Origin of the sequence: Methyloceanibacter stevinii (genome assembly GCF_001723355.1) — a bacterium.
Lineage (GTDB): Bacteria > Pseudomonadota > Alphaproteobacteria > Rhizobiales > Methyloligellaceae > Methyloceanibacter > Methyloceanibacter stevinii.
In genome coordinates this window covers 1-12,964 of the sequence record NZ_LPWE01000012.1, presented here as the reverse complement: position 1 = coordinate 12,964, position 12,964 = coordinate 1, and the positions used below count along the sequence as shown (strand labels likewise).

General features: G+C 62.5%; 12 protein-coding genes. 5 read left to right on the top strand and 7 right to left on the bottom strand.

The window, feature by feature from the left end; all coding sequences use genetic code 11:
• Window positions 1-34: 34 nt before the first annotated feature.
• Both rpsI and rplM read right to left on the bottom strand, forming a co-directional pair.
• Complete coding sequence (rpsI, locus tag AUC70_RS09565; RefSeq protein WP_069444675.1) at window positions 35-517, bottom strand: 30S ribosomal protein S9; 483 nt, start codon at window positions 515-517, stop codon at window positions 35-37.
• Window positions 518-522: 5 nt separating this feature from the next.
• Entirely contained in the window at window positions 523-987 is a 465-nt protein-coding gene (rplM, locus tag AUC70_RS09560) for a 50S ribosomal protein L13 (protein ID WP_069444674.1), read from the bottom strand.
• A 212-nt stretch (window positions 988-1,199) separates the two neighbouring features.
• Here rplM and AUC70_RS09555 point away from each other — a divergent pair, with 212 nt between their 5' ends.
• Window positions 1,200-1,997, top strand: a complete 798-nt coding sequence (locus tag AUC70_RS09555) for an enoyl-CoA hydratase (protein ID WP_069444673.1) — start codon at window positions 1,200-1,202, stop codon at window positions 1,995-1,997.
• Between the two features lie 6 nt (window positions 1,998-2,003).
• Here the strand turns inward: AUC70_RS09555 and AUC70_RS09550 are convergent, their stop codons facing one another.
• Both AUC70_RS09550 and AUC70_RS09545 read right to left on the bottom strand, forming a co-directional pair.
• A complete protein-coding gene (locus tag AUC70_RS09550) occupies window positions 2,004-3,032 on the bottom strand; it encodes a hypothetical protein (RefSeq protein WP_069444672.1) in 1,029 nt (342 codons plus the stop codon).
• A gap of 69 nt (window positions 3,033-3,101) precedes the next feature.
• The gene (locus tag AUC70_RS09545; protein ID WP_069444671.1) at window positions 3,102-3,536 is read right to left on the bottom strand and encodes a hypothetical protein; all 435 of its coding nucleotides are present in this window, start codon (window positions 3,534-3,536) and stop codon (window positions 3,102-3,104) included.
• Window positions 3,537-3,604: 68 nt separating this feature from the next.
• On the opposite strand from AUC70_RS09545, the gene AUC70_RS09540 reads away from it, so the two are divergent.
• Both AUC70_RS09540 and AUC70_RS09535 read left to right on the top strand, forming a co-directional pair.
• The gene (locus tag AUC70_RS09540; RefSeq protein WP_069444670.1) at window positions 3,605-4,126 is read left to right on the top strand and encodes a CoA-binding protein; all 522 of its coding nucleotides are present in this window, start codon (window positions 3,605-3,607) and stop codon (window positions 4,124-4,126) included.
• 117 nt (window positions 4,127-4,243) lie between these two features.
• Complete coding sequence (locus AUC70_RS09535; RefSeq protein WP_069444669.1) at window positions 4,244-5,530, top strand: O-acetylhomoserine aminocarboxypropyltransferase; 1,287 nt, start codon at window positions 4,244-4,246, stop codon at window positions 5,528-5,530.
• On the opposite strand, the gene AUC70_RS09530 is transcribed toward AUC70_RS09535, so the two are convergent.
• On the bottom strand, window positions 5,509-6,591 hold the full coding sequence (locus AUC70_RS09530) for a COX15/CtaA family protein (RefSeq protein ID WP_069445079.1): 1,083 nt from the start codon (window positions 6,589-6,591) through the stop codon (window positions 5,509-5,511). The genes AUC70_RS09535 and AUC70_RS09530 overlap by 22 nt on opposite strands.
• A 108-nt stretch (window positions 6,592-6,699) precedes the next feature.
• Here AUC70_RS09530 and AUC70_RS09525 point away from each other — a divergent pair, with 108 nt between their 5' ends.
• On the top strand, window positions 6,700-6,903 hold the full coding sequence (locus AUC70_RS09525) for a DUF2842 domain-containing protein (RefSeq protein ID WP_069444668.1): 204 nt from the start codon (window positions 6,700-6,702) through the stop codon (window positions 6,901-6,903).
• Between the two features lie 21 nt (window positions 6,904-6,924).
• Here AUC70_RS09525 and AUC70_RS09520 read toward each other — a convergent pair whose 3' ends face one another.
• Window positions 6,925-7,986, bottom strand: coding sequence for a polysaccharide deacetylase family protein (locus AUC70_RS09520; RefSeq protein ID WP_069444667.1), 1,062 nt, complete (start codon window positions 7,984-7,986; stop codon window positions 6,925-6,927).
• Between the two features lie 261 nt (window positions 7,987-8,247).
• Here AUC70_RS09520 and AUC70_RS09515 point away from each other — a divergent pair, with 261 nt between their 5' ends.
• Window positions 8,248-9,369, top strand: coding sequence for a GNAT family N-acetyltransferase (locus AUC70_RS09515; RefSeq protein ID WP_069444666.1), 1,122 nt, complete (start codon window positions 8,248-8,250; stop codon window positions 9,367-9,369).
• Between the two features lie 75 nt (window positions 9,370-9,444).
• On the opposite strand, the gene AUC70_RS09510 is transcribed toward AUC70_RS09515, so the two are convergent.
• Window positions 9,445-12,681 carry a Wzz/FepE/Etk N-terminal domain-containing protein gene (locus tag AUC70_RS09510; RefSeq protein ID WP_083241458.1) on the bottom strand — a complete coding sequence of 1,079 codons (3,237 nt, stop codon included), beginning with the start codon at window positions 12,679-12,681 and terminating at the stop codon, window positions 9,445-9,447.
• Between the last annotated feature and the right edge of the window lie 283 nt (window positions 12,682-12,964).

Below are 12,964 nucleotides of genomic sequence, written 5' to 3'. Positions count from 1 at the left end.
CTCCCGCAACAATTCAGAACAAGCGTGAGAGTTACTAGCGCTTGGAGAACTGGAAGCTGCGGCGGGCCTTGGCCTTACCGTACTTCTTACGCTCGACCGTACGGGCATCCCGGGTCAGGAAGCCGGCCCTCTTGAGAACGGAACGCAGCTCCGGCTCGAAATGGGTGAGCGCCTTGGAAATGCCGTGACGCACCGCACCGGCCTGGCCCGAGAGACCGCCGCCGGAAACCGTGCAGACCACGTCGATCTGTCCGTCGCGGGCAGCCGTCACCAGAGGCTGCTTCAGGATCATCTGAAGCACCGGGCGGGCAAAATAGGCCGTGTGGTCCTTGCCGTTCACGGTGATGTTGCCGGGGCCCTGCTTCACCCAGACACGAGCGACGGCGTCTTTGCGCTTGCCGGTGGCGTAGGCGCGGCCGAGGGAATCGACCTTGCGCTCATAGACGCGCTCGGCAGCCGGGGCGTCGCCTTCGGTCTGCAGCTGAGCCAGATCTTCTAGCGTGTTGGTTTCGCTCATGGCTCCTAGACGCTCCTTGCGTTCTTCGTGTTCAGGGCGGCGACATCCAGCGGCACGGGGTTCTGCGCCTCGTGGGGATGCTCGGGGCCCGCATAGACTTTGAGGTTCTTGAGCTGCTGGCGGGCCAGCGGGCCGCGCGGGAGCATGCGCTCGACGGCCTTGTGCAGCACGCGCTCCGGATGCTTTCCGTCCAGGACCTTCTCGGCGGTGCGGCTCTTGATGCCGCCCGGGTAGCCGGTGTGCCAGTAATAGGTCTTGTCGGCGCGCTTGTTGCCCGAGAAGATCACGTCGCCGGCGTTGATGACGATGATGTTGTCGCCATCGTCCATATGAGGCGTGTAGCCGGGCTTATGCTTGCCGCGCAGCCGCGTCGCGATAAGCGCCGCGAGTCGGCCCACCACAAGGCCGCTGGCGTCGATCAGGACCCAGGACTTTTCAATGTCCGTGGGCGTGGCGGAAAAGGTTTTCATGGTTCGCGTCACTCTTGCGTCTCAACCGAAAGATTGGCGCTTCTAACGGGTGGATTCAGAGCGGTCAAGCGGATTAAATTATCTACGCAAAATCAATATAGTAGTTGTGTGGTATTTAACTACCGTGACGAAGACGACTGAATTTACGTGTGTTTTCGGCCAGTTGGTGTAAGCGAGTTGGCGACAAATCCAAAGAGCGATCCGGGGTCCCGATGAGCGACGACGAGAACATCCTATTGAGCGAAGACCAGGACGCGGTTCGGGTGCTGACGCTCAATCGGCCTAAGGCCCGTAATTGCCTGTCGATGGATCTCATGACGGCTGTGCGCGGGGGCCTCGCCGAGGCAGCAGAGACCGATAGCGTCCGCGCTGTCGTGCTGACGGGCGCTGGACCCGCCTTCTCGTCCGGCCACGACCTCAAAGAGCTCACCGCCCACCGCAACGACCCTGACAAGGGCCGGGCCTTCTACGAAGAGACCATGCGGACTTGCGCTGAGATGCTGCTGGCCATCGTGCGCCTGCCGAAGCCCGTCATCGCCGCGGTGACCGGGATTGCGACCGCGGCCGGCTGCCAGCTCGTAGCGACCTGCGACCTTGCCGTCGCCGCCATCGATGCCCGCTTCGCAACGCCCGGCGTGAATATCGGCCTGTTCTGCTCGACACCCATGGTGGCGCTGAGCCGCAATCTTTCGCGCAAGGCGGCCATGGAGATGCTGCTTCTGGGCGAGATGGTCGGCGCTGAGGATGCCATGCGGCTCGGGCTCTTGAACCGTGTGGTCGCCGCGGACCGGGTTGTGAACGAGGCCGTCGCCTTCGGCCGCACGATCGCAAGCAAGCCCGGCCGTACGCTGAAGACGGGCAAGGAAGCGTTCTACCGCCAGGCCGAGATGCCGCTCGACGAAGCCTACCGCTACACCGCCTCGGTGATGGTCGAGAACATGCTCGATGCCGAAGCCGAAGAAGGCATCGGCGCGTTCCTCGAGAAGCGTACGCCGAACTGGCCCCGCTAGCCGCTACTAGTAGCTGAGCGACAGTCCTAGCTTCGCCAAGTCCACGTCCTGTCCTGTCTCGATAAGTTGGCCCTTGCGGTAGCTCAGCGTGAGACCGAGATGCCCTTTTTCGTCGAGAGCCATCGTGACCGACGAGTCCAACAGCTCGTAGTCCAGTTCGGAAAGTGTGTCGTAGAGCCAGCCATAGGTGACTTCCAGGCTGAACCGTTGGGCCCACCACGGAACGTCCTCGAACTCCTTGAGGCCGTAGAGATTGACAGTGACAGTCGGGCCTATCCGCAAGGCCTCGTCCCGGTCCGCGAAGATCGGCTGCTCGGCGGCATCCGACATTTCCGAGACGTACTCCCCGTAAACCTTCGGGGTGATCGTCCATAGGAAATTGCGCCCCAAGGCCATTGGCTGACCGAAATAGCGGAGGAACGTCCGGCCATGGCGCAGATAGCCGATGGGTTGCCATTCGGCGCCCACGGACCAGTTCTTCGCGGCGCCGTCGAAGCTGGAAACCACTTCGGCATCGATGTCGAAGTAGTGCGTCGCCCCCAAGACGTTCGCAACGGAGAGTTCAAACACGGCCCCGTAAGCGAGATTGTCGATGCCGTCGACCACACTGCCCCCGCTCGCGACCCGGTCGAAGTAAGCGTAAGGCGCGAACGCGAGGTTCTGGACGTAAGGGCTGTATCGCTGCGTCTGACCGCGATGCATCAGCCGCGCCGCGACGATTCCTTGCGCGGACCAAACCTCGGAGTTCGATATCGCGTCGTCTGCCCATGCGAACTGCGCGCCCTGGGCATCCTCGAAACACGTCGGCGAGATGATGCTACCGATCGCGTCCTTGGATCGCCGGAGCAGGATCGTTCCTGCGCAGTCTCCCCCAAACCAGGACGCGAGCGCTCCGGTACTCAGTGACTGTCCCACGTCATCCGGTGCATCCGACAGGTGCAGCGGTTCTGTCCCCGTGCTTTGAGCGGCGGCGCCTCCAATGCCCATGAAACCGATTGCGGCGCTCAGAATGGCGCCAAACAGTCCTCTTGCCATTGTCCCACCCCCCTATTGGCAGACCGGCGAACTCGATCGTCGTGCCCCTCGTTGCCGCGTTCTCCCTCGTCAGCTCTGCTTACGGCGCGTCCGCACGGTTTTCTTGCGGGCCGCTGCATTGCGCGTGATCGTTTTGCGATGGGTGGGCCGCTTGCGCCGCGATTTGGCGGCGCGTGACGTTCGCTTTGCCGTTTGCGTCGATCGAACTGCTTTTCGGGTTCGCGTGCCGCCACTCTTCGTCTTGGCAGAGCGTTTCGACCAAATGAGATCCGCGATCTCTTCGACCGTCTTTAGCGGCGCCATCTCATGGGCATCCAACAAGACGCCGAGCTGGTCCATCCAGCCGTATTTGTTTATGTCGTTTGCGACTTCTGCCCACGCTCTATCCGAATAGCCGTAGGCCCGTCTCGCGTTCATGCCCGGCGTGGGCATGCGGCGCCCACGCGCGAAATAAGCGATGACGTAGGCGCGTACTGTGTTCTTGGTAATGGAATAGAGTTTCATGCTCTCATCCCCCAAGAGACTGTATACACTCCATACGGGTGTATAGGCAATATACACGCGCAATAGTAATGAACCACGACAGCTATCCGGACACCTACATTCGCGACATTCTCCTGAACCACCGGACATTCGCCGTGGTCGGCGCGAGTGCGAAAACGACGCGGCCGAGCTACTTCGTGATGAAGTATCTTTTGTCCAAGGGTTACGAGGTGATCCCGGTGAATCCGGGTCTCGGCGGACAGTCAGTCGTGGACCGAACCGTCAGCGCATCGCTCGGAGATATCGACAGGCCCGTGGACGTGGTCGACATCTTCCGCAACTCCGAAGCGGCGCTTGGCATCACCGAAGACGCCATTCGCATCGGCGCCAAAGTGGTCTGGATGCAAATCGGCGTGCGCAACGACGCGGCCGCGCGACTTGCCGAGGATGCCGGTCTCAAGGTGGTCATGGATCGCTGCCCGAAGATCGAATACGGCCGGCTGTCCGGCGAGATCGGTTGGGCCGGGGTTAACTCCCGCACGTTGTCGAGCAAGCGGCCTGTCCTGTCGGCGAAAGGCGGACAGCAGAGAGCTTTGCGCGATGACAACTAGCGCGACACGCGAATGCGTTCGTCGCTGTAAAACACAAGACGCGCGTGGCTTGATCCCCTAAGGTCGCCAGGCTCGCAAAAGTTCGACGGTTAGATCGGCAGATCGTGGGAGGAAACAATGTCCGAAGAGCGTACCCCTGGATTCAACACACTCGCCATTCACGCCGGTGCACACCCGGACGCTTCGACGGGCGCACGCGTGACGCCCATCTATCAGACGACCTCCTATGTCTTCGACGATGCGGATCATGCCGCCGCGCTGTTCAATCTCGAGACCTTCGGCAATATCTACTCCCGGATCATGAACCCCACCCAGGCGGTTCTCGAAGAGCGCGTGGCGGCCCTCGAGGCGGGCACGGCCGCCCTCGCTGTCGCGTCCGGTCACGCCGCGCAAGCCATCGTCTTCCACACGCTCATGGAGCCGGGCGCCGAGTTCGTGGCCGCGCGTCAACTCTATGGCGGCTCGATGAATCAATTCGGCGAGGCCTTCAAGAAGTTCGGTTGGCACGTCAAATGGGCCGACACCACGGACGCGGAGTCTTTCCGCGCGGCCATCACCCCTAAGACCCGGGCGATCTTCGTGGAGTCGATCGCAAATCCGGGCGGTATCGTCACCGATCTCGAAGCGGTTTCGGCCGTGGCCAAAGAGGCCGGCATTCCGTTCATCGTCGACAATACGCTTGCAACGCCCTACCTCACGCAGCCGAAAGAGTACGGCGCCGACATCGTCGTGCACTCGCTCACCAAGTTTCTCGGCGGCCACGGCAATTCCGTCGGCGGCGTCATCGTCGACTGCGGCACGTTCGACTGGATGGCGAGCGACCGCTATCCGTCGCTCTCGGCGCCGTGCGCCAGCTATCACGGCATGACGCTCGGCGAGACGTTCGGGAACTTTGCATTCGCGATCGCTTGCCGGGTGCTCGGGCTACGCGATCTTGGCCCTGCGATCTCGCCCATGAACGCCTTCCTCATTCTCAACGGGATCGAGACATTGCCCTTGCGGATGCAGCGGCACTGCGACAACGCCAAGCAGGTGGCGGAATGGCTAGCTGGTCACGACAAGGTGGCCTGGGTGAACTACGCCGGCCTTCCCGGCAACAACTTCCATGCTCTTGCCCAGCGCTACGCGCCGAAAGGCGCCGGCGCCGTGTTCACGTTCGGGCTCAAGGGCGGCTATGAGGCCGGCATCGCCCTCGTCGGCAAGGTGGAGATGTTTAGCCATCTCGCCAATATCGGCGATACGCGCAGTCTCATCATCCATCCGGCCTCGACGACCCATCGTCAGCTCGGGGACGAAGCACGCGAGCGTGCCGGTGCGGGTGCCGATGTGGTGCGGTTGTCGATCGGGCTCGAGGACGTCGACGACATCATTGCCGATCTGGATCAGGCGCTCGCGGCCGTCTGACGGCGTGCCGCCGCCTCGCCCGCCACACACCGCCAGAAATGGTAGAGCGCGGCCGCAAAGACCGCGATCGCGCCTGCCTGGTGGGCAAGGCCGAGTTCAATCGGCACGAAGCTGAGCAAGGTCCAGATTCCGAGCACGACCTGCAGCAGCGACAGAAGTGCGAGCGCCGTTGCGCTCGCCCGCAGGCCGGCGGCATCGGGTTTACGCGCCAGCCACAGGGCTTGGAGCACGGCTGTAAGAACCACTGCGTACCCCAGGATGCGATGGTCGAATTGCACCGTCAGCGGGTTCTCGAAGAGATTGAGGTACCACGGCTCCGCGGCGCCGAGCCCCGCCGGAATGACGGCTCCGTTCATCAGCGGCCAGGTGTTGAAGCCCATGCCGCCGTCGATGCCGGCGACGAGAGCGCCGGCCAGAAGCTGCAGAAACACCAGGAGCAGGATAATGCCTGCAACGATCGCCGGCGTTCTCGCGACGGCTCCTTGTCGCTCAGTCCGTCCGAGCCCGAGGATGAGCCACAGCGTGTAGCCGAAAATCAGGACGGCGACGCCGAAATGAGCCGCCAGCCGGTATTGGCTCACGTCGATCCGGTCCACGAGCCCGCTCTTGACCATGTACCAGCCGAGGGCGCCCTGCAGTCCTCCGAGGACGAAGAGACCGAGCAGACGCGGCAGCAAGGGCCGCGGGATATAGCCCGCGAGCCAGAAGGCGACGAACGGCACGAAGAAGACGAGCCCGATAAAGCGGCCCAGAAAGCGATGCGCCCACTCCCACCAGTAGATCGACTTGAACCCTTGCAGGTCCATGCCCTGATTGACCTGGGAATATTCGGGGATCTGTTTGTAGGCGTCGAATGCCTCTTGCCAATCGGCGTCGGATAAAGGCGGTATGGCGCCGACGATCGGCTGCCATTCGGTGATGGACAGGCCGGAATCGGTGAGGCGCGTGGCGCCCCCAACGAGGATCATGGCGACGATGAGCAGCGCAACGAACGACAGCCACAAGCGCAGCGCCCGGACATGCCGCGGCGGCATTTCTTCGGTCTCGAATGCTGCTGCCATGGACTGCGTGCTGGGCTGCGTGCCGGAAATACTCATGGACGCGGTGATAGCGGGCTCTCGGCAGGAACTCAATGGCCGGGCCGCACCGGCGCTGCGGGGTGCGACGTCATGAGCGGGCACGTGCGCAAGCTCGTCGGCACGGTCGTGCTGTTGGTCTTTCTGCTCGTCTATATCGCGGTTGCGGCGGCAATCGGATCCGGGCGCATTGCCGAGGCGAACAGCGTCTTCCAGTTCCTCTATTTCCTGGTTGCGGGGCTTCTATGGGTCGCCCCCGCGGCGCTGCTCATCCGGTGGATGGCCCGTCCCGACTAAGGGCGTCGAGAACCGCCTCCGCTAAGCGGCGTCCACCTGCTGAAACCCGTTCCAGATGGCGAAGGGTGCGCCGGTCAGATACAGGGCCGTGTAGGACAGGTCCTGGAATTCGCCGTTCAGCGACACCCGCGGCAGCGCCGTCAGATGATCCTTGTGGGCGGGGAAGAGCATGCCTTTGCGCGTGGTCACCGCCGTGCGGAAGCCGGCGCCTTCGGTGAGCGCGAAATCCCGTGGGCCCGCGCTGCCCGGATCGCCGTAGGGATAGGCGAAATGCACCGGCCGCTCCCCGAGCTCGGCTTCAATGCGGTCGGCGCTTTCCACGATCTGCGCCAGCGCTTCTTTCTCCGGGAGCTTCGCGAGTGCCAAATGATCCTTGGTATGAGCGCCCATCGTGACCAGAGGATCCGACGCCATGTCGCGTAACTCGTCCCACGTCATGATGAGATCGCGGCATTGTTTCGAGAGGTCGACGCCGTGCCGTTCGGCAAGCTCGCGAATCTTGGCGCGCATGGTCTCTTCCGGCAGTGCGCGCAGCCACCAGTAGATCTTTTCATACGTGCGGATCTTGTCCGCGTCCGTCCCGGTGGGAAGCCGCCAAGTGTCGCCGTCGCGGTCGATCGAGACCTCGTCGGGCGCCCTGTCGATGGCTTCTTCCAGCGCGACCCACCACAGTTCGCCATGGCCGCTTGGATAGGCTGTTGGAATGTAGAGCGTAAACGGCACGTTGCGGGCCTGGAATAGCGGCAAGGCATATTCCTTGTTGTCCCGGTACCCGTCGTCGAACGTGAAGCAGGCAAAGCGGCCTCCTTCCCCATGCGTGAGACGTTCGGCCGCCTCATCGAGCGTGACGATGTCGAGCCCCGCTTCCAGAACCTGGTCTAGTACGTCGCCCAGAAACTCCGGGCTGACTTCCAGAATGCGATTGGGCGCGAACTCCCGTGGGACACCTGTTTCGGGTTTGACCCGATGGAGCATGAAGATGAGGCCTTGGCCTTGGGTGAAAGGCGCAAGCAAACGGCCGGCTCCCGTACGATGGAGGCCGGTGAGCGCGGCCCGCATGACGGCGGCTTTACCCTTGGCCATGGTTTTTTCCACCTTTTCCGAGCATCAACCGTTAACCTCGCCCTGCCATTGTCCGCGCATCGTCTCGGCCAGTCTGACGCTGGTTCCTTGAGAAAGAATTGCCGGGGGGCAAGGCTTGTTCTCCGCTATCTACTAGACTGGCACGATGGGATTCAATCGATGGGTTCGATGACTTTGACTCGGTCCAGCGCAGACATTTCGGGCATGGACGCGGCTGGGGGCGGCGAGATCTCTTTCAGCACGTCCGCAGGGCCGGTCTCCATGAAGATCACCTCCGATCTTCAAACCGTCGCTTCGGAGTGGCGCGAAATCGAGACCGCGGTGACTTGCACCAGCGCGCAGACCTTCGACTGGGCGCGTGCCTGGTCGGTGCATATGCTCGCCGCGCAAGGCCGGGCCCCCGTTATTGCGGTGGGATATGATGCCGACGGACAAGTCCAATTTCTACTGCCGTTCGAGGCCAAGAAGGTCGGCGGGCTGACGGTACTGAGTTGGCTTAGTCAGGAGCACGCCAACTACCTGTTCGGTGTGTTTCGTCCCGCGTTCGCGGCAGCGCTGACGAAGACGGACATATCCCGCATCCTCAATGAAGTCGGCCGGTGGTCGGGGGCGTCGGTTGCGGCGTTTGAGGCACAGCCTTTTTCTTGGGACGGCATCGCCAATCCATTTGCTCTGCTCTCGCACCAGCCTGCGCCCAACAGCGGCTTCGCGATTCGGCTCGGTGACTTCGAGACGCTCTATCGCGAGCGGTTCAAGAAGCGAGCCCGACAGGGCCTTCTACGTAAGGAACGGCGGCTCTGGGAAGCCGGCACCCTCAAGTATGGCTGGGCCGAGAGCAAGCAGGAAAAGCGCGACGTGCTCGAGACGTTCTTTGCCCAAAAGGCGATCCAGTTTGCCGCCATGGGGGTGACGGACATCTTCACACAAGAGGCGCGCGCCTTTTACGCGGCCCTGGTCATGCTCCCCGAAGACAGTCCAAGCCGCTTGCGGCTCGGTTATGTCGCGTTGAACGACGAGATCCTCGCCACCTTCTCAGGCACGGTCGTCCACAACCGAGTGAACGTTCTCTTGTCCTCGTTGGCGGACAGCCCCTTCCAGCGCCAGTCGCCGGGTGCACAGCTTCTGCGTCACGAAATCGAAGAGGCATGCAATGACGGCCTCGCCTATTTCGACCTGGGTGTGGGGGCGGCGCGGCACAAATCGGAATGGAGCAACGAGATCTATTCTCTGTTCGACAGCTATCTCGCGCTGAAGCCTCAGGGACTTGCCGTGACCTTGCCCTTTACGGTCAAGAGCGCCCTGAAGCGCAAGATCAAGTCCAATCCGCGGCTCTGGGCCTTGGCTCAAACGGTGCGCAAAACGATCAAGGGCAGCCACACCTAAGACGCGCTGGCCACCCGGGTCACTCTCCAGATCTCGAAAAGATAATGGCGTTCTGCGCTGCGCGGCATGCGTTCGCTAGACCGCGACCTTACGGCCGAACAGTGAGAAGCGTCGCTGCCTGTGCTTCATGGGCGTGCCGTGAACGACGATCGGACATCCCAGACGCTGAATGATCGCGAGCGGGTCGCGTTCCTCTTCCGGCGTCGCCCGTGGCGGCAGGACCGCGACAGCGACGGGAAGTTCGAACTTGAGCGCCGGCATCAGGCTGTCGATCGCCGCCATGTCGGCATGCAAGACCACGCAGTCATAGGTCTGCGTCAGCGCCTCGAAAACGCGCATGAACTTGTCCGGGGCGTCGTATCCGTCATTGAGGGTCGGATTGCCCGCGGGAATGACCTGCAGCGTCGATCCGTCGTCGAGATTCACGACATCGGCAAAATCCACTGCGCCTACCGCAAGATCGGAAAAGCCGGGTACCCGCGGCATATTCAGGCGCCCGGAAACAACGGCCGCACCCTTCGCAAGATCCACGAGCGCGACCTGCTCATTACGGCTCGCGAGATCCCGCGCGATACCGATGGCCGCCTGTGGTGACGGCGAACGCACAGATGTTCCGGCGACAAGCAACGCACGGGGAAGACCGCCGGTCGAACTCTTCAGTACCGTGCCCACGACTTCGTGGAGCGATCCCATGACGGGCCCCAGGGCCTCGACATCCGGCTCGACGACAGCCTGCGTCTCCAGTTCTTCATTCTCATCGGATGCCGCGATCCGTTGCGTCAGGTAATGGCGCAGGTCGTTGGGACTGAGGGCTGCCATCTCACTCTCGTTTTCATATTGTGGTGCACTGGCGTCTTGCGCCGCTTTCGCGGTAAGCGCTGACTCTTCAGCGGCCCCTGTCGTCTTTTCTTTGGTCGGTTTCCCGCGCAAGCGGCCGAACAATCCAGCGGCCCGGCGTTTGGCGGATGTGGTCGCCTCTTCCGCTTCGCTCCGCTTGATCGCGTCTCGACGCATCCGTTGAACGAAATCCGTCGACGGCGAAGCCGGTTGCTCGGGCTTCGAAGCAGCATTGTTTTCCGCTCCTTCGCCAGCCGGTTTGTCGCCTGCGGGTCCCTTGTCGGGGCTCGATCTCTTCTCCGATTCGGACATCGCAGCTTTGGCGGCAATGGCTGCGGCGGGCGCCGCTAGGGCTGCGAGAACGCCCGCGCTCGTGCCTCCTTCCGTCGGCGCCTCTGCGCGTTCCGGCGTTTCGTCGGCGGATGCCGTCTGCAATTCGGTCTTTTCAGCAGGCGCTGTCTCTGGGGGCTGCACCTGCGCATCGGCAGACAGCGTGTCGGGCTTTGTTGCTTCTGGCGGGGCTTCCTCCGGGGTGTCGAGCGTAGCGCTTCGAGGTTCGCTGACCGCGAGCCATGACGGCCGCTTGGCGGGCTTCGTAGCGCGCCATACGGATCTCTGACGTTTTTTCTGGGTCACGTCCGGCTTCGGCGTCTCTGCGGTTTTCTCGGGTGTGGCCGCTTTAGTCTCGACGTCTGCCTTCGCCGACGCCGGTGCAACCTCGCTTGCAGGCTCAGGCTGTTTGGGCGCGACCGCCTCGGCAGGCTTTGCGGCCGTTTGCGGGCCGCTCGTTGTCTCTGGTTTTGAGGAGCCGTGCGGCGGCTGGGAGGGCCGATGCTTTGCTTTGGGTTTCCCGCGTGTTTCGGACAACCGCCGATTCTCGATGATCGGCTTGGCACCGGTGGCCGCAGGTTTTCCTTGCGAGGGCTTAGGTCGCGCGGGCTGCGGCTGAGCCGGCTTTTGCCGCGGCGCATTCATTCTGCTGAGGGCCAGCATTTCGGCGCGTGACATATACTCGGGTTCGCTGGGGACGAGTTCCTCTTCCTCTTCCCCATAGAAGTCCGACGGTCTTTCCCGCCGTTGGGGCGCGCCACTGACGATGATCGTCTTCGCAAGCACCGTCCCGATGGACAGCAGCGCGGTCGCGGCTATGACCAAAAGCGTGATCGGTCCGCGCCGCGGGAAGGACGGCAAGACAGAGGCGTGGGCACGCGAGACGATCGCCGCTTGCGCGGGCACGGCGCCGACGTCGTGACGCGCCGACGCGTCGCGATAGCGTGCGAGATACGATTCCAGCAGGTCCCGGTTCGCCTTCGCCTCACGCTCGAGGGCGCGAAGCTTGACCTCCGCCTCGGATTGACCCGAGGTCCGGCTCTTCGCGGCGTCGAGGCTTGCCCGCAAGGAGGCCTCACGGGCCGCAGCGATCTGCGCCAGATTCTCCAGGCTTTGGACCACTTTCTTTGCTTCCGAGCGGATCTGCGCGCGCACATCGGCCAGTTCCGATCTCAGCTGTTGAATGCGCGGGTGGGACGGCAGCAACGTTGCCGACAGTTCCGCGAGTTGGCGCTGCACCAAAACCCGTTGCTCGATCAGATTGATCACCAACTGCGAGTTCAGCACTTCGGGGGTCGCGTCGATGTCGCCGCTGGTCGCCAGCATCTGCTTGATCAGCTTGGCGCGGGCCTGAGCCTCCGATTCTTGCGCTTCCGCCAGGATCAACTGGCTATTGAGCTCGGAGAGCTGCTGAGCGTTCAGGGTAATGTTGTTGCTTCCGGCGTACAGCCCCTCCGAAGCCTTGAACGTCTCCACCGCGGCCTCGGATTCGGCCGTCGCCTTGCGCAGGGCCTTGATCTGCGCGTCGAGCCAGGCGGTCGCATCCTTGGTCTGCTCGATTTTCGCATCGCGCTGCCAGCCGATGTAGACATCCGCCAATTTGTTGGCGATCTGCGCGGCGAGCTGCGGATCGCCGGAGCTGTACTCGATCGCGATCACGGACGAGTTCGATAGCTGAAACACATCCAGATGTTCCGCCACGGCATTCGCGGCCCGTTCTTCCAGCGATTCCTGCGTCGAGCCGCCGAGGCCTATGGCTCTGAGCAGCCGGCCGATCGGCGAGCCCCCTGCGTCACGGAGAAAGGCGGCGTTCTGTGTGAGATCGAGATCTCTCACGACCTGCAGAATAAGATCGCGCGAATTCAGAACCTGGACTTGGCTTTGGACCGCCTGTTCATCGAGGGTTACGCGATAGTTCGCCGCCGACTGTTCGTTCGTCGGGCGCGTGAACGCCGTTTCCTCATTCTGAACGAGGATGCGCGCTTCGGACGTGTAGAGCGGACGCATCATCGACAGGGCGATGAACGTGATCGCCCCGGCCAGCAGCGACAGCGCAATAATCCGCCCCTTCGCGCGCCATAGCGCGGACCCAAGACTTCCCAGGTCGATGTCGTCTGCAGGCGGCACGCTTGAGGAATTCGTCACGGTTCAAAACTCGTTCTTGGAATCAACAAATCATTAGCAATAAGCCCAGATTGCCGTAACCAAAGCTTTAAGCGCCGCATCGGTTTAGTACGGCCGCGCTCTGAGCATGGCGATTGTGGCGCAAATCATAATGGCACGGCAAATCAGCATTTATTAACCATGCGAGGGGTAGGTTCGGGACACATTGACGTTGTCTGTCGGCGTCGTTCGCCGACGTCCTGGAGCCGCTTGTATGACCACGTGCCGTATCACGGTCAGTGCCAAGAAGATCCTCACCCTGTTG